13 protein-coding genes and 1 pseudogene are annotated in these 17,377 nt (G+C 65.4%); 11 read left to right on the top strand and 3 right to left on the bottom strand.

Annotation, left to right across the window (positions count from 1 at the left end; all coding sequences use genetic code 11):
• Positions 1–49: 49 nt before the first annotated feature.
• Positions 50–331 carry a hypothetical protein gene (locus E6W39_RS34200; RefSeq protein WP_141638121.1) on the top strand — a complete coding sequence of 94 codons (282 nt, stop codon included), beginning with the start codon at positions 50–52 and terminating at the stop codon, positions 329–331.
• Positions 332–393: 62 nt separating this feature from the next.
• Here E6W39_RS34200 and E6W39_RS34195 read toward each other — a convergent pair whose 3' ends face one another.
• The gene (locus E6W39_RS34195; RefSeq protein ID WP_141636772.1) at positions 394–618 is read right to left on the bottom strand and encodes a DUF397 domain-containing protein; all 225 of its coding nucleotides are present in this window, start codon (positions 616–618) and stop codon (positions 394–396) included.
• Complete coding sequence (locus E6W39_RS34190) at positions 619–1,488, bottom strand: helix-turn-helix domain-containing protein (protein WP_141636771.1); 870 nt, start codon at positions 1,486–1,488, stop codon at positions 619–621.
• 226 nt (positions 1,489–1,714) lie between these two features.
• Between E6W39_RS34190 and E6W39_RS34185 the strand changes: the two are divergent.
• Positions 1,715–2,152: pseudogene (locus E6W39_RS34185) on the top strand (ATP-binding protein); the annotation flags it as partial.
• Positions 2,153–2,212: 60 nt separating this feature from the next.
• Here the strand turns inward: E6W39_RS34185 and E6W39_RS42240 are convergent.
• The gene (locus E6W39_RS42240) at positions 2,213–2,608 is read right to left on the bottom strand and encodes a very short patch repair endonuclease (RefSeq protein ID WP_267286778.1); all 396 of its coding nucleotides are present in this window, start codon (positions 2,606–2,608) and stop codon (positions 2,213–2,215) included.
• Positions 2,609–3,289: 681 nt separating this feature from the next.
• Here E6W39_RS42240 and E6W39_RS34175 point away from each other — a divergent pair.
• The 9 genes from E6W39_RS34175 (at position 3,290) to E6W39_RS40575 (ending at position 17,262) form a co-directional block, all read left to right on the top strand.
• Complete coding sequence (locus E6W39_RS34175) at positions 3,290–3,607, top strand: CU044_2847 family protein (RefSeq protein WP_228718495.1); 318 nt, start codon at positions 3,290–3,292, stop codon at positions 3,605–3,607.
• A gap of 2 nt (positions 3,608–3,609) precedes the next feature.
• Positions 3,610–7,746 carry a trypsin-like peptidase domain-containing protein gene (locus E6W39_RS34170; RefSeq protein ID WP_181799570.1) on the top strand — a complete coding sequence of 1,379 codons (4,137 nt, stop codon included), beginning with the start codon at positions 3,610–3,612 and terminating at the stop codon, positions 7,744–7,746.
• Positions 7,736–10,291 (top strand): Z1 domain-containing protein, encoded by a 2,556-nt coding sequence (locus E6W39_RS34165; protein WP_141636769.1) that lies wholly within the window; start codon positions 7,736–7,738, stop codon positions 10,289–10,291. The genes E6W39_RS34170 and E6W39_RS34165 overlap by 11 nt, the downstream gene beginning before the upstream one ends.
• Positions 10,288–11,313: a PD-(D/E)XK motif protein gene (locus E6W39_RS34160; RefSeq protein WP_141636768.1), complete on the top strand. Its 1,026-nt coding sequence runs from the start codon at positions 10,288–10,290 to the stop codon at positions 11,311–11,313. The genes E6W39_RS34165 and E6W39_RS34160 overlap by 4 nt, the downstream gene beginning before the upstream one ends.
• A complete protein-coding gene (locus E6W39_RS34155; RefSeq protein WP_141636767.1) occupies positions 11,310–13,274 on the top strand; it encodes a hypothetical protein in 1,965 nt (654 codons plus the stop codon). Before E6W39_RS34160 ends, E6W39_RS34155 begins: the two co-directional genes overlap by 4 nt.
• Complete coding sequence (locus tag E6W39_RS40590; protein WP_220140304.1) at positions 13,271–14,170, top strand: hypothetical protein; 900 nt, start codon at positions 13,271–13,273, stop codon at positions 14,168–14,170. Before E6W39_RS34155 ends, E6W39_RS40590 begins: the two co-directional genes overlap by 4 nt.
• Positions 14,167–15,996: a DNA cytosine methyltransferase gene (locus tag E6W39_RS43785; protein ID WP_220140303.1), complete on the top strand. Its 1,830-nt coding sequence runs from the start codon at positions 14,167–14,169 to the stop codon at positions 15,994–15,996. Before E6W39_RS40590 ends, E6W39_RS43785 begins: the two co-directional genes overlap by 4 nt.
• 136 nt (positions 15,997–16,132) lie before the next feature.
• Positions 16,133–16,849, top strand: coding sequence for a DNA cytosine methyltransferase (locus E6W39_RS40580; RefSeq protein ID WP_141636766.1), 717 nt, complete (start codon positions 16,133–16,135; stop codon positions 16,847–16,849).
• A 17-nt stretch (positions 16,850–16,866) separates the two neighbouring features.
• On the top strand, positions 16,867–17,262 hold the full coding sequence (locus E6W39_RS40575) for a DNA cytosine methyltransferase (protein ID WP_141636765.1): 396 nt from the start codon (positions 16,867–16,869) through the stop codon (positions 17,260–17,262).
• Positions 17,263–17,377: the final 115 nt, after the last annotated feature.

Raw genomic sequence — 17,377 nt, 5'->3', positions numbered from 1 at the left:
ACCAGCACGTTTGAGTGGAGAGAGGCCCTACACACCCGAGGTGACCGTCATGGCCCACCACCACAAGTCCAACAAGCAGATCGAGGGCAACCCCGACACCGGCCACCCCCGCGGCATGCCCCGCCGCCCGGACGAGGAAGAACTCGACCAGCGCACCGAAACCGACCGCGAGGATGCCGGCCTCCCCACCGCCCCCGACAACCCCGACGCCGACTACCAGAACGAGGCCACCGAACTCGACCGCGAGGTAGCCGAGGGCGAAGTCCAGAGCGCCCCCCACACCCACCGCAAGGACCGCCCGGACTTCCCCCCGAGCCACTACGAGAGCTGACCCGGGCACGGGGAGGCCGGCCTCGCCACGAGCTGAGACCGACCCGGATCGTTCGCCCGGCGTCAAACGAGGTGGTCGAACACACCCGCCTTCGCGCCGAGGATCATGGCGCGGATCTCGCCGCGGGTGTAGACGAGCGGCGCCTGTTCGGGGTTCTTGGAGTCACGGACGGCTATGAAGGACCCGATCGCGGCGAACTCCACGCAGTCGTTCCCTCCGTCGCTGAACGGGGACTTCTCCCAGACGGCATCGGAGAAGTCGAGGTCGGCGGGGTTGGGCTTGGACACTTACAGCTCCTTGAGCATGCTCCGAAGTCTGGTTCGGCTCTGCGGAGGACCGAGAGCGCGGGCCCTCAGATGGTCGAACGCTTCGGCGTATCGGTCAACGTCTCCCTCGTCCTCGAAGCACACCGAGTTGGTCAGGCTCTCCACCCACACCACATCCGGGTTGGGCGCGGCGAACTCCATGTGAATGAACGATCCGTACTGACCCGGGTGGATCCCGGCCGGGAACGGCAGCAGCTGGACCGTCACGTTCATTGGCGGCTTGATGGCCAGCAGATGTTCGAGCTGCCCACCGAGGATGTCTGGTGATCCGCTGAGACGCGCGAGTGCCGCCTCGTCGATCACTGCCCACATCTTCAGGCCCTTCGCCACCCGTTCCTGCTGGCGTCTCATGCGAACCTCGACCAGCTCGACCACTTGACGCTCAGTCAGATCGGGACGCATCTCAGTGATCACGAGGTGGGCGTACTCCCGAGTCTGCAAGAGGCCCGGAACGAGCATCGCGCCATACGTTCTCACCGAAATGGCACTGTCCTCAAGCGCCAAGTAGCCGCCGTACTGGGTGGTGTTGATGACGGCCGAGTGCTTGCGCCACCAGGGTTGACGCTGCGCCTGGTCGGCCCGGACGAGGTCGAGCAGCTCCTCGCGGGCCTGCGCGTCGCTGATCCCGTAGCAGTCGAGCAAAGCCCTGACCACGATGGGTGTCGTACCGCGATCGCCGTTCTCGATCCGGCTCAGCGAGCCCTGCCGTATCTCGATCACTTGGGCGACCTCGGCGAGCGTCCGCCCATCAAGCTCCCTCAACTCGCTGAGCCTGCTGGACAGCTGACGGCGGTACACCGACTGGGGCACCAGGAACTTTTTCCGCGCCATGCGGGAGAGTCTGACATGACGGAGATGTCAGACAACGCCCCAGGTAACTCCTTTGGGTGACTTAGCCCGGGAATATTTCCCCCGAGCCCCATCGGCCGCTCATGCTGTCTCACGATCGCAGTGCGTAATAGACCAAGCGCACCGAGTTCCACATGTCGCTGTCCGCATCCCGCCTTGGACCCTCACCCCCCTTTGCGACAGCGGCCCTTTCGAGCGGAGCACGCCCATGCACACCATCCGTTGCGTCGACTCGCCCACCTCGGCGCCGGACACCACCGACCCCGGCTACTACCTCGTCACCGGCGCGGACTTCTTCACCCTGCACATGAGCACCAGCCAACAGCGCCTTCGAGCGCTTCGCCGCTGCGTGGCCAAGGTCGCGACCAGGGCTGGCACGGACCCCGGCCACACCGATCACATCAACCTCGTGGTCACTGAGCTGATCGGCAACGTCGTCCGCCAGTGCGGCGATTCGGCCCCGGTGATCGTGCGCGTCGCGATCACCGCCGACCACACCGAAGTCGACGTCCACGACCCCCTCGCCACCACCATCCCCCGCAAGCGCCGCCGCTCCCCCGACAACGCCGACCACGAAACGGGCCGCGGCCTCTGGATCCTCGACGCCCTCGCCCCCGACTGGACCATCACCCGCACCCCCTTCGGCAAGTGGATCTCCTGCCGCCTCCCCGAGGGCCCGTCGCCATCCCGGAGTTCGGCCTCTGAATCACTTGCCCGAAGCGTCGGACTGCCGTGCACTCTTGACGAGCTCGATGACCAGGCGAGCGGCGTCCTCCACCGCCACGTGCTCCCACACCCGAAGCACCTTCCAACCTGCCTCCTCGAGCAACCGAACCGTCTCGGCATCCCGGGCTCGATTCCCCTCGATCTTCTGCAACCAGAAGTCACGGTTCGTCGCGGGTATGGTCCGGTGCTCGGCGCACCCGTGCCAGTAGCAACCGTCTACGAAGACTGCCACCTTCACCTTCGGGAAGACGATGTCCGCCGTACGACGGAGTGTTGGCACCGGCCGAGTCGAAACCCGGTACCGGAGTCCTTCTCGATGCAGGAGCGATCGAAGCCGCAGCTCTGGCTTGGTGTCTTTCCCTTTGTTCCCCCGCATCGACTTCCGGGTCCCGGCCGACGACGCCCACGAGCCCTCAGCTGCCGGCACCTTCGCGACAAGCCCGGACGCCTCCGCCAGCCGCCACCCGTCCCTCAGGTTTGCGGCACGAGTGGGCTGATCGACCTCTCCGAGCGGTACGCGAGTCGCTCGGCCGTCGACGGACCACCGGAGCACGGCCGTGACGCGTCCGGTGCGACTGGCCACCTTCAACTCGACGGTTGCCGGCCGGAAGCGCCCGCCGCCGGCATCCACGAGACGCCGCTCGGGGCCACCGGCCGCACGGTCCTGCTCCCGTGATCGCTGCGCTCTGTCGAGTCCCGGGCGCGGACGCCAGGAGCGGTCGGACACGGGCGCTTTCGACGACCCGCTCGTGATCTTCACCGTCACCGGCCATCCCTCGACTACCGCGAATACCTTCCGACTCCGACGATACGGACCCGTCGGGCTTCGGCGTTAACCGCCGATGTCGACCTCAAGCTGCGGCACGGCACCATCTACCCCTCCTGCTGCGCATGAGAGGCCGCAGCCCCGACCTAAACACCATCGAGAGGTACGTTCAGAGCGAAACGTCCCCTGCAGCGAAGCCGAACACACCATCGGTTCTTCACAACCCCGGCGTTGCCTGTAACGTCTTCGCAGCAGAGAGCTAGCAGAGGGGGGCCCGTGGCGTCTCAGGTGGTGTCATACGAGCTGGATTCGGGCACGGTGGTGCACTTCGAGATCGAACCGACGGATGGGTACCAGCAGGTCGGTGCCGAGCAGATCCTCGGCCGGGTCCGCGATTCCGTGTGGCCGGCTGTAGAAGCCGCGCGAGCTGTCCTGGACCAAGCCGTGAGGCTTCGACCGTCGGAGGTCGAGGTCTCCTTCGGCATCAAGGTGAACGGCTCAACCAACTGGGTGGTCGCCAAGGCCGCCACAGAGGCCAACTTCGGTGTGAAGCTCATATGGCGACCGGGCAGCGACCAAACAGGAGACGAGGCCGGCGGTCAGGAATGAGCATGGCTCCCCAGGACAACCGCCGACCGCGGATGGACAGTTGGGTAGCGGCCGTCCACAAGTCCGGACTCGATGGCGACCAACCGGTCGGCTCGGGAGTCCTCGTCGACGCCTACCGAGTGCTTACCTGCGCTCACGTGGTCTTCCCGCAGCACGGCCAACCCGCTCAGCTGTGGGTAGCGTTCCCGAAAGCCGACGAGCTGATGCACCGGCGGATCAAGGTCGTACGGGCAGTGGCTCCCGATCCGGCTGCCCGAAAAGTGAAGGACGTCGCACTCCTGGTCCTCGAGGAGCCGGTGGCTGAGGAGTTCGCCGCGCCGTTGCGTAGACCGAAACCGAGTGATCTCGTCGGCGGTTCCTGGTGGTCTTTCGGCTTCCCCGACGACCTGGGAGACTCGTCAGAAGGACGAATCGGTGAGTCGATTTCCTACGGCTGGGTCCGCCTGAACAGCAGCGGCCGCCGCCTCGATCATGGCGACAGCGGAGCCGCGCTCTGGTCGGCGGCTCATCAGGCTGTCGTTGGCATCGTGGGGCAGGCGCGGCCCAGCACCGATGAGGCCCGGGCGTTGAGTATGTGGGCCATCGCCGACTACCTGCCGGATGAAAAACTTCAACTGCTCACCGATTGGGCCGTCGAGGACGCGGGCGACGCTGCGCTGTCCGAATGGGGCTGGACACTCACCGAAGATCCCGAAGCAGGTCGGCACTGGCGTCCCCGTGCCCGCGGTGTCAGTACGGACGCCGAGCGGGGTTTCCGGTTCCGTGGCCGTGTGGCGGCGCTGACCACGATCATCGACTGGATCACCCGCTCGGCCGGAGACCGTCGACAGGTCCTGGTGGTAACCGGCTCCCCCGGGGTCGGGAAATCCGCGGTGCTGGGCCGGATCGTCACGACCGCTGATCAGCGGATCGCGGCGACCCTCCCACCCGAGGACGATGCGCTCCGAGCACCGGAGGGAGCCGTCGCCTGCGCGATCCACGCCAAGGGCAAGACGGCACTGGACATCGCCTGTGAGGTCGCCTCTGCCGCCTCCGCCGCACTACCGAGCGACGTTGACGAGTTGCCTGTTCTCGTGAGGTCTGCGCTGGGCGGGAGGCCTCCGGGCACCTTCGCGGTCGTGGTTGACGCTCTCGACGAAGCTGCGACGCCCGACGATGCGCGGGCCATCTTGAGAGCCGTCGCGATCCCCCTGGCGGAGACGTGTGCCGACCTCGGCGTGCGGGTGGTGGTTGGTAGCCGGCGTGTGGACGGCGAGGGAGACCTCATCGTGCCGTTCGGCAGCGCCCTCGAAGTCCTGGACCTCGACAGCCCCGCGTACTTCGAGCAGGAGGACTTGGTTGCCTACACGCTGGCGACCCTTCAGCTCCTCGGCGACGAGCGCTCGGACAGCCCATACAGCGAGCGCCGTGCAGCCGAGGCCGTGGCCGAACGGATCGCCACAATCGCACAATGCAACTTCCTGATCGCCGGCCTGGTCGCGCGCTCCCACGGCCTGCACGACCGCGCCGCGGTCGATCCGATCTCGATCTCGTTCACACCGACCGTCGACGCGGCACTCCGGGCATACCTCGCTTTCCTGCCCCGGCTGGACGGCGTTCCTGCTGGCGACGTCCTCACCGCGCTGGCCTACGCGGAGTCCCCGGGGCTGACGCTCGATCTATGGCGCACCGCTGTGGGAGCCCTGACCCATCACACCCCTAGTCTGGGCAGCTTGCGGGCATTCGCCCGATCCGCAGCGGCGAACTTTCTGATCGAGTCGAGTGAGGGCGCCGCTAACGCAAGCGCCTTCAGGCTGTTCCACCAAGCCCTGAATGATGCGCTCGTCTCCCGATGCCCGGCCGAGGCGTCGAGCGCCGATGAACGTGCCATCGCTGTAGCGTTCCAGCACGTGGGTAGCGACGCGGGTTGGGAAGGTGCTCCCGACTACCTGCTCCGCTCGTTGCCGGACCACGCAGCGCGCGGCGGTGTCATCGACATTCTGCTCAAAGACGACGTCTATGCCCTCCATGCCGACCTTCGTCGGCTGGTACCAGCCGCGAAGGCCTCGGCCACGGCCGCAGGACGCAACCGCAGCCGATTGCTACGCATGACCCCGCAAGCGCTCGACGCCACGCCGGAAGAGCGCACGGCCCTTTTCAGCGTCACGGAGACACGGGAACGCCTCGGCCGGGGTTATCGCGATTCCGGGCTTCGCGCGCCGTACCTGGCAGTCTGGGCTGCCGGGTCACCGCACTTGGAAGAGACTGTTCTCGAGGGTCACGGTGACTGGATCAGCGCACTCTGCCTACTGCCGACGCACGGACACACCACTCTCGCCAGCGCCGCGAACGACGGTACCGTCCGTCTCTGGAACCTCGATACCGGAGACCAACTGCGAGTCCTGGAGGGCTCGGCTCAGGCATTGTGCGCCGTCTCGGTCGACGGGCGACTCCATCTCGTAACCGCCGGGCACGACTCGGTGGTTCGTCTCCGGGATCCCGAGTCCGGAGTGGTCCGGCGCACCCTCGAGGGGCACACCGGTGAGGTCAGGGCCATGCACACGGTTCAGCTGCCCGGCCGGACACTACTCGCAACTGCCGGAAAGGACTCCACCGTTCGCCTGTGGGACCCGAAGTCCGGCGAAGCAGTACATGTCCTCAAGGGCCACAGCAGTTGGGTCAACACCGCATGCACCATCACGATCGAAGGCCACCTGCTTCTCGTGACCGCTGGCAACGACTCCGTGGTGCGCCTATGGGATCCGAAGTCCGGCGAACTTCGTGGAGCTCTAGAGGGGCATGCGGGTCCAGTGCTGGCAGTATGTGCCGTCGACCTTGAGGACCGGACGTTGCTCGTTACGACTGGGACCGACTCCACGATACGACTATGGGATCCGAAGTCCGGCGAAGCGGCACATGTACTCGAAGGGCACGACGGTTGGGTCAATGCCGCATGCGTCATCACAACAGAAGGCCGCCCGCTGATCGTGACCGCGGGTGATGATTCCATGGTCCGCATGTGGGATCCGAGGACCGGGGCGCCGCGTGGCAAGCTTGAGGGGCATAGTGGCCGGGTTCTGGCAGCCTGTGCCGTCTCGGTGGCTGGCGACCCACTGATCGTGACGGCCGGTAACGATTCCATGGTTCGCGTCTGGGATCCGGGGGCCGGTTCGGTATCCGGCAGGCTCGATGGCCCTACCGGTCGCGTGACAGCAGTGTGCACCGCCCCGGTGAAGGGCCGACCGCTGGTGGTGACCGCCGGACAGGACACCGGCGTTCAGTGGTGGGATCCGGAGTCTGGAGACGTGCAGCGCACTGTCGAGAATCCTCAAGACCGGACGATCAGATCCCTCTGCACCCTCCCTACGAGTGACCGCACCCTACTTGTCACTGCCGATGCCCGTGAGGCATACCTTCAGGACGCCGGTGCGGCTGATCCACTTCATCGCTTCACGCCCCCCGGCGGGATCAACGCCCTCTGTGCGCTGTCTCTCGATGGTCGACCCGTGCTGATTACCGGGGGTGACGGAGGCTCGGTTCACTTGTGGGAGCCCGATGGTGTCGAGCCACTGCACACTCTGGACAATGAAACGACATGGATCAGCGCACTGTGCGCGCTCTCGACGCGTGGGCGTACCCTGCTGGCGGCCGCAGGCGAGCGCCTCCCCAAGGACGGTGGCGGGCATGTCATCCGTCTCTGGGATGTGGAGGCCGACAAGGTCCGATGGACCTTCGAAGGCCTAGCCAAGGCCTCCGCCATGTGTGCCGTGCCGTTGGACGATCGCACTCTGCTCGCCTCCGTCGGCGACGACCGCACCGTTCGCCTTTGGGATCCGCAAACCGGTGAAGCGGTCTTCGTTCACGAGGGCCACACGGCGCCAGTCATGGCCGTCAGGGCGATCGTGAGGAACGGGCGAACCCTTCTGGTGACGGCAGGTGACGACCGCACGGTTCGGTTCTGGGTCCCGTTCGACCCGCAGGCGGTGCGGGTCATTCCCGTTCGTTCTCCAGCACTCTCCATCGCGGAAGTCGACGGGCTGGTCGTGATCGGACTGAGCGACGGGGTGATGGCCCTTGACGTCACGTCCGAGGCACTTTCAATGAACAGTATTGGCATCATCAAGCGAGATCGGGGAACGGTCGACAGCTATGACCGATGAATTCGACGGAATGTACGACACGTTCAAGGCGCTTCTCGACACGTTCACCCCGGCAGACGCGATCAAGCGGCTTGAGCAGTTCGGTATCGGTCCCGACGTCATCCAGGGCATCCGAGACCGGCACGAGCAGGAAGCTATTCGCGTCAGGGAGCTCGAAGAACCGCGTGTCGTCGAAAACGGGGCCCGCGAGACCTGGTACACGGGTGTCCAGTCCAAGGACAAGTGTTGGCCGGCGATCTCATCGCTCCTGAGCAAGGACGGGTGGTCGGAGCAGGCAGTCAAGAGTCTCGATGACTCCACTTATCGCATCATGTCGCTCCTCGACCACCCGCGGGAACGGTCCTTCTCCACCCGTGGGCTAGTGGTTGGCTATGTGCAGTCCGGCAAGACGACCAACTTCACGTCGGTCATGGCGAAGGCCGCCGATCGCGGCTACAAGTTGTTCATCGTCCTCGCGGGCGTCCACAACGGTCTTCGACGTCAGACGCAGGCCCGGCTGGTTCAGCAGCTCGTAGAGCCGAATCCCACGTCGTGGTCGCAACTGACCGGGCTCGACAAAGACTTCACCCCCCAGGAAAACCCGGCCTCGTATTTCGGCAAGAGCAACAAGACACACGTGCTGTGTGTGGTGAAGAAGAACGCCACAGTGCTGCGCAAGCTCGAGCGCTGGCTCGATCAGGCGTCAGAGTACCTGCAGGACTGCCCGGCACTGATCATCGACGACGAGGCCGACCAAGCAACCGTGGCGACGAGCTCGATCAACCCCCTGATCTTGAAGATCATGAAGAGTCTGCCGAAGTGCGCCTACCTCGGCTACACCGCTTCTCCGTTCGCCAACCTGTTGATCGATCCGAGCGCCCAGGATCTCTATCCCAAAGACTTCATCGTCAACCTACCGAAGCCTGATAGGCATTTCGGCACCGAAGTCCTCTTCGGACGCTATGCGCTCGACGATGAAGACCCGGAGCAGGTCGATGACGGCTACGACATGATCCGGTCCATCCCGACGGAGGACGTGCCGTATGTGCGCCCCGCAACGAAGGCAGACGTCGAGGACTTCGAGCCGGTCATCACCGACACCCTTCGCGAAGCAGTCGAGTATTTCTGGCTGGCCACAGCCGCCCGTCGGGTCCGTGGCTCGGGGAATCCGCACAACACGATGTTGATTCACACCAGCGTCAACACAGTGGTGCACAACAGCTTCGAACGACCACTGGTGCACCTCCGTGACCGATCCGAAAAGGCCCTGGCAGACCCCGAGTTCGTGGCACGGCTTCGCGAGCTGTGGGATCACGAGACCGCGCGCGTCGCGGCGGAGGATTTCCACGAGACGAAGGTGGAGTTCGATCAGCTGTTTCCGGAACTCGCCGGTGTCCTCAAGAACTGCCGGATCATCATGGACAACTCGAGCAGTGACGCTCGACTGGACTACGAAAACGGCCCTGTCGTGGCGATCGCAGTGGGGGGCAACACCCTCTCCAGGGGTCTGACTCTCGAAGGCCTGTCGGTCAGTTACTTCGTTCGCTCCGTGTCGGCATATGACACGCTTCTACAGATGGGCCGCTGGTTCGGATTTCGGAACGGGTACGCAGACCTTCCGCGGATCTGGATGACCGACGAGCTCTCCGAGTGGTTCCGTCACATCGCGACCGTCGAGGCCGAAATGCGTCGCGACATCGACCTCTACATGACGGAGAACGAAACGCCGCTCACCTTCGCCGTTCGCCTTCGCACGCACCCTGCCATGCGTGTCACAGCAGCTGCCAAGATGAAAGACGCCGTCGTGGCAGCTTCCTCCTACGGCGGGCGGCGTATCCAGACCCACTGCTTCCACACAGGCGCCGACTGGTTGAACGGAAACCTCGCCGCCGCGCGCACACTTGTGGCAGCGGCCAAGACTCACTCCGTGCGTATCGAGGAACGCCCTGATGACGGTCGCTACATCTTCCGCGACGTGCCGCACGATCTCGTGACCGACTTCCTCTCGTCGTATCAGTTCCACGAGAAGTCGGAAGCCGACGGAGAGCTACTCACGGGTTACATCAAGAAGCGTGTCCGAGCTGCCGGGGCGCTCGGCAGGTGGAACATCGCCGTCGTCGGCCAGCCCGAAGGTGCCGAGGACCAGACCCTCACCTTCGCCTACGGCATCACGGTCGGCCGGATCAGCCGCTCCCGGGTCACCACCACCAGCCCCGACTTCGCGGACATCAAGACGCTGATGAGCCGGCGCGACGCCGCCGTAGACCTGGCAGGCGATACAGAGAAGCTCACAGAGGAGCAGATCAAGGCCGAGCGGCAACGTCAGTTCCCCAACCACGGCCTGCTGGTCCTCTACCCGATCGACAAGGTCTCGCCGCCCGGCGCTTCCAGGCAGCAGCGTGAGCCGTTGAATGCCGAGGAGCACGTCATCGGCATCGGCCTGGTCTTCCCCACCCCCGGAAACGGGGACAGCACCGTCGAGAAGCGGGTCTACATCTCCGCCGACCTCTCCGGAGTGCAGATCGAGGACGAGGACTACAGCCTTCTCGACGGTGAGGCCGCATGACCGACGGCGTGCTCCGGGAGGCCATCGAGCGGCACTGGGCGGCTCTCGAGGCCGAACAGGCCGGCGGTGACAGGCGCCTGCGAGTCTCCGACCTGCCGGTGACCACCGACCGCGGCCCCTTGGCCGTGGGGGTCGACCATGACGGCCACCGCCATCTCCTGGTGCCGATCCACTCGCATCAGAAGGTTCGCACCGGCCTTGACGGGCCCGTGCTTCGACTGCATAAGCGGCCTTTGGAGGACGCTGAGGTCTATCAGACGTATGCGGATCTCGGCTGCCTACGAGACGACTTCAATGATCTGTTCACAGAGTTGTGCGCAGACGTTGTGGCTGTGACCGAGAGCATGTCGGAAACCCCGGTCAAAGCCCTCTACCACGTGCTCGACCGTTGGCGAGCACTTTTCCGCACCGGCGGCAGGATACTGAGACCCGAGCAACTCGCCGGTCTGTTCGGGGAGTTGCTGCTGCTTCGACGCCTTCTGGAAGCCGACCCGAGTGCCCATCGACTCTGGCGCGCTCCACACGGTCACCGGCACGATTTCACCGCGGCGACCATCGCCATAGAGGTGAAATCCACCGCCATCGGCACCGGACGCAGACCACGGATCCATGGGCTCGACCAACTGGAGCCACCGGCGGGAGGTGTCCTCTACCTAGCTTGGTTCCGTCTCCAACGAACCACTGCTCAGGGCATCGGCACCGGCTTCATCGAGTCGATCGAACGGGCTCTTCGGCTCTGCGACGACGAGAGTGCGCTCCTCGAACTCCTCGCCTCGGCCGGCTACCACTCATCCGACTCTCACCACTACCGAGACGTGCGCTTCATGGCCACCGACGAGGCCTGGTACCGAGTCGATGCCGACTTCCCGGGGCTGACGAGCCATACCCTCACCGCGGCCGGCGTACCGGTGACGGTGCAAGACGTCGAGTACACGATCGACCTCTCCGGGAAACGCCCCGTGCCGTTGACACACGACACCGTATCCAACGTGATCGACACCATGACCCAGGAGTCCGTGTGACGGAGCCCCGCTGGCTGTCCCAGCCGTTCCCACCGGAAGGTGCGAGCGCCGCCGAGGGCATCCGTAACCAACTCGGCCGTCCCGAGCTCGACCTGCTCACCATCCTGGTGCGCGAGTCCGCTCAGAACAGCTGGGACGCGCGCTTGGTGGGCTCCTCCGAACCGGTCGACTATCGAATCGACTTGAGGGCGGTTGGCCCGGCGCACGTACGCGAGTGGCGTGAACTGCTGCTCGGCGGAGCACCGACGAGCACCCATCTCCCGTTGCGGGACTCGCTGATGCGGGGACTGATCCGGGTCATGTCGATCTCGGATCGGGGCACCAAAGGCCTCGGCGGCCCCACCAGAGCCGATGACGCCATCGGTGACGACCGCGATTTCGTGTCGTTCATCCGCAACATCGGCGAACCACGCAACACGGCTCTCGGCGGTGGCACCTACGGCTTCGGCAAAGGCATCTTCTATCTGCTCTCCAAGTGCGGGACGATCCTGGTCCACACACGCTGCCGGACTGACGAAGACGCCTACGAGACCAGGCTCATCGGCTGCGCCATGTGGAAGAGCTATGTCGCCTCGGAGCCGACCGGCAAGCGTCGGTATACCGGCAGGCATTGGTGGGGCGACGCCTCACAAGATGTCGTAGAACCCATGGTGGGGGCCGAGGCCGACGCGATGGCCCGGCGTCTTGGTCTCAGGCCCTTCGGCACGAAGGAGACCGGCACCACCATTGTGGTCATCGATCCCAACCTTGAAGATTACGAGCCCGTCGCTGCGGCAGATTACCTCGCGGAGACCATGGCCTGGCATCTGTGGCCGAAGATGATCGCCACCGACGACGGACGGCCCGCAATGCGCTTCAGCATCGCCTGCGATGGCGAGGACCGCCCGGTCCCCGACCCACGGGAAACCCGGCCGCTCGACATGTTCGTCGCCGCTTACGAGGCCATGCGCGGCTCGAACGGCACAGATCTCGAGTGCCGCCGGCCCAAGAAGCATCTCGGCAGGCTGGGACTGGTCACTCGGATCATGCCGCCTTTGGAACCCAGCAGCGCATCCCGCCTAGTGGACATCGAAGACCTTGTCCACCACGTCTGCCTCATGCGTCCTGCCGAGTTGGTCGTCACTTACCACCCAGGCCCCAAACCGCCGAGCGTGCACCAGGGCTACGCCGGTGTGTTCCGGGCAGACCCCGGCATGGACGACGTGTATGCGCGGGCCGAGCCGCCGACGCACGACGCCTGGAATCATCAATCGCTCGACCACCCCGACAGTACGTTCGTCAATATGACGTTCCGGCGCATCCGAGAACAGATCGACGGCCTGCTCTCACTTGGCGGAACGACCCGTTCCGGGGCCGCCAAGGTCGCTTTGGGAGCGGCAAGTTCGCTCTTCTCGGGGCTTGTCGGCGGTGCTTGGGGTGTTGGCGGGGCCACCGACTACGGTCGCCCCGGCAGCACGGTGACCCGCCCGTCGGAGACCGACGAGGACGAGCACCCGGAACCGGCCGATCAGGGCTACGCGCCGGCCGCCACAGAACCCACCTCCCCTCGATCGTCCCAAGAGCTCAGCTCAGGAGGCGGTGCCGCCCCAGGCACCGCGAACGGCCCCGGTAGTAGCGCCCCTCGTAGGCGCCCCCGCGTGCAGTATCTCGGCGATCCCTACTACGACGACGATGCGGAAAGCACCCTTCTCGTCCAGGAGTTCAAGTTGCCGGTGCCCGGACGCCAGCGTGTCCGCGTTGAGTTGGCGGTCGTACTGCCAGGCGACGGCCGAGAATCGGATCCGCCCCTGGGCGCTCAGCGGCCGGAGTTGGTGGGCTGGCAGAACGCTGCGGGGGACTTCCACGCCGACGCATCAATCGAGATCGACGGAAGTGATGCCGTCTGGCGGGCGGTGGTCCGTCCTGCTCCGGACACCATGACCGAGATCGATGTCAAAGTCGAGGCGGTGAAGACTCGATGAGCCGTCGAGCTCTCCCGTACCGGATCCCGTCCGAAACCGTCGTCCAGGCCGAGCCCTGGGAGCAGGTTACCGACGACGGCCGCATCCCCCTGCCGGAGGCGGTGCCCGATTGGGACTACCAGACGGATCTGCATCTGCATCGAACCGTCCGAATCGACCAGGACCGAGCACGCTCCCAAGCGGGCCTACCGCCCGAAGCCGTGCTCGTTCTGGCGGTCGTCTGGACGGCTACCGGCTCCAACCTCAGAGGCCCGGCCCAGCAGATCCGGCTGACTGGCAGCGGCGTCGTACCCGTCTCTCTCGACGTACGTCTTCGAGGATCTGTTCTGGGCGGACTCCTCTTCTTGGACACGGCCTTACTACTCGGTGAACGCCGAGGCGACGGCCGGCCGGCCTCGCCACGCCGGGCCGGATCGATCCTGTGGAGTGACCGCTCGGCCCTGAGGCTTCAGGGCGACGCATCCCAATTCCCGATGGCAGTGATCGACTTCGGGCGCACCTCCTTCCCGGACGGTGCGGCCTGGCACCTGCAGATCAGCGGCAATCTGGAGAGCGCAACCATGGGCTCGCTTCTGCTGCTGGTCAACGAGCGGAACACAACCGTCACCGAGGCCTTCGAGCGGGCGGGCAAGCCGCGAGAGGTCGACAGAATCGTGCTGTCCGCGGTGTACGCGGATACCGCCCGGACGATGATCGAGCACGCGCTGTCAGACGACGAGTTCGTAGACGACGCCGAATTTTCCTCTGATTCACTCGGGGCAACCCTGGCAACGCTATTCGAGCGGCTGTTTCCGGGGCGCTCGATCAGCGACATGCGGCTGCGTCGACAGCAGTCACCCAGCCTGTTCGCCTCGGAAATCCAGGAAGCTGTGAAGATCTTCGAGGTGTCTCGATGAGTTATCTCTACCCCCGACTGCTCTCCGGTCAGGCGCGTCACCTGTTCGACGGATATCGCCAACTCTCCCTTGCCCAGCTCACCGAGCGGGTGGCTGCGTCCCACGACTCCGCGGTGTACGTTGCGACGGGTGGTGACCGAGTCTCCGCGACGCAACTCCTGCAGCTGCGTGAGCTGGTACTGAGCCTCGCCACGGATGCCGGTTTCCCGGAGCCGGCCGGACGCGCACGGAACGCCGAGTTCGACCTCCGACTGGCGGCTTTGCTGCACTCCGAGATGGGACTGGTCCCTGCCGAAGCCGCAGCGCGGGACGTCTGGGCCTTCCTCTCCCTGGTCCTACTCCCGGACGTGGCCTACTGGCGCTATCCCGAACCGCCCCGGGATCGCGTCCTCGGGACGGACATCACACGGCACGTCTTCGGGCGCCTGTGGTGGCGGGCACAGCTCGTGCACTCGTCGGCAGCCCCAGACCCGTATGGTGCACTGGGAATCCTCGGCGAGTCCGCCTTCGATCAGATTTACGCCCGCCGAGCGGCGCTCGGCGGCAGCCCACATACGGTCAGGGCCATTCTGCGAGTGTGGAACACGCTCGACCTGCACGGCCTGAACGAACGAGCGACCCTTCGCGATTTTCTCATGAGGATGCTGCGACTCGCCCCGTTCGTCCTCTTCGATGGAGTCGAGGAAGCCGCGCTCGACGAAGAACTCCAGGCAGTCGCACAGGAAACGGTGGCCGCCCTACTTGGCGAGCCCATCGCGACATCATCGTCTCCTGCGCCGGACACCGCTGGCCAGATGTCCGTGCAGGTCCCGGCGCAGGCACGATCCACCGCGCGACTGGCGGGCGAGCCACCGCTCAAGACGCCGTCACTGCTCTCCTCGCTGGAAATCTGCGCCGGGTCAGGCGCCCAGGCCCTCGGGCTCGAACGGGCAGGCTTCGAACCGATCCTGCTGGTCGACAGCAATCCCAAGGCATGCTCGACACTCTCCCTCAACCGCCCTCAGTGGGAGGTGCACTGCATCGACATCCGCGACCTCGACCCTCGACGCCTGATGGCACTTCAGGTAGACCTGCTCAGCGGCGGCCTGCCTCGAATCAAGTCGGCGGCTGCGGTACGCAGGACCGACGACGAAGAGCCGCGCAAGGTGCTCGAGGCCGCTTTTCGGCTTGTGACTCTGATCCGCCCCAAAGCCGTCCTTCTTGAGAACCTGCCGGAACTCGTCACAGGTCCGGATTTCGCAGCAGACCGCTCTCGGATCGAAACCGGGCTGGCACAAGCGGGTTACCGTTCGAACTGGGCGGTACTCGACGCCGCCGATTTCGGTGTACCTCAACACCGAAAAAGCGGATTCCTCGTCGCTCTCCTGGAGCCTTTCAGTTCCGGTTTCTGCTGGCCGGAGCCCACCGGCATGCCCGCGCCGACCGTCGGCCACGTACTCAAAGCGTCCATGGCCAGCCACGGCTGGCCAGGCGCCGACGCCTGGGCCGCACAGGCTGATCGACTGGCACCAGCGCTCGTAGGCGGCTCGGAGAACCGAGGCGGAGCAGACTTGGGCCCGACCGGAAGCAAACGAGCTTGGGCCGCGTTGGGGGTCAACGGCAACAGCCTGGCCGATGCGCCCCCGGACGCCGACTTCCCAGCTGACGCACATCCCAAGCTCACGGTGCGACAGGCAGCGATGATCCAGGCGATCCCCGACGGCTGGCAGCTCGCAGGCGGCAAGACCGCCGAATATCGGCAGGTCGGCCATGCCCTGCCGCCGCCGCTCGCGCAGGCAGTGGGGCTAGCAATCGCCCGCGCACTCAAGGTTGCCGAGTCGGTGTAGGCAGCACTGACCGTCGATCCGGTTCGTAGAACCGCTCTCGCCGGCTAGCATAGGGGGCCGACCTGTGTCTGTGACGTGGGAGGGCCGGGCATGGTCCGCGGCCTTCCCCACTCCTCCCGAACCGCAAGGAAACCGCGTGCCTGCGCCCTTCAAGATCATCGACCTGTTCGCCGGCCCGGGCGGGCTGGACGTAGCAGCACAGGCACTCGGCATTCCGGTGGCCAGCGGTATCGAATGGGACGACGACGCGTGCGCGACGCGCATGGCGGCCGATCTTCCGACGACGCCCGGGGATGTACGCGCTTTCAAGCCGCGCGATTTCCCCGACGCCAATGTACTGGCCGGCGGGCCGCCCTGCCAGACCTTCTCCGTCGCCGGGAACGGCCTGGGAAGGGCTGCACTCGATCAAGTTCTTGAATTCGCGAATCGTTACGCCGAGGCTCAACCCGATTCTCACGAGGATGAGTTCGAGAAGATCCGCGACGACTTGAAGCAGCTCAGTGACGAACGCACCGGCCTGGTCTTGGAGCCCCTGCGATGGGCCCTTCAAGCAATCTTCGATGGGCGGCCCTACCAGGCGATCGTCCTGGAACAGGTTCGCACGGTGCTCCCGGTCTGGCAGGCGTTCGGGGAGATCCTCAAGAACAAGGGATATGTCGTAGCCGACCCGGAGATCCTCCACACTGAGGAGTTCGGGGTTCCCCAGACCCGTCGTCGCGCCATTCTGATCGCCCGCTGGGCGGGCAACGGTGCCCAGCTGCACGGGATGCCAAAGCTTCCCGCGCCGACCCACCACCGTCACAAGAAGGGAGTGGCTCGCGGTGTGGGGGCCCCTCACTCCTTCCCGGGGTGACGGTGCGGGAGCCCTGGGTGACGATGCAGGAGGCGCTCGGACGGACGGAACCTTTCGAGGTGATTTCCAACTACGGCACCGGCGGCGACCCGAAGGCACGAGGCCGGCGCCGCTATGACGAGCCTTCCGCCACTGTGACCGGTAAGGCCTCACGCAACAAGCTCACCTGGGATGGTAAGGACCGCGGGGTGTTCACACTCCCCGAGCTGGGAGTACTCCAAACTTTTCCGCGCGACTATCCGTGGCGGCGCGTAAACGGCGACGACGTGGATACTCCCGGTGTGCGTAGCGTCATTGCCCAGCAGATCGGCAACGCCGTACCGCCACGACTGGGCATGCATGTCCTAGCCTCAGCACTCAATGTCCCGCGCGAGGATCTCGAAGCCGCACTCAAGCTCCGGTATCACTACTGAGCGCGGACCCCTGGTGAATATCGTTGGCCGCCGCACTCCTTATGGCCGCCTGGTGGCACTGCACCCAGCGAGTTGCCTGGCGAACACCTCTCCTGGGCCACAGATGAGTGACCTG

This window comes from Kitasatospora acidiphila (assembly GCF_006636205.1).
GTDB lineage: Bacteria > Actinomycetota > Actinomycetes > Streptomycetales > Streptomycetaceae > Kitasatospora > Kitasatospora acidiphila.
Note: the sequence above shows the minus strand (reverse complement) of the source record. Positions and strands in the feature narration are given on the sequence as shown.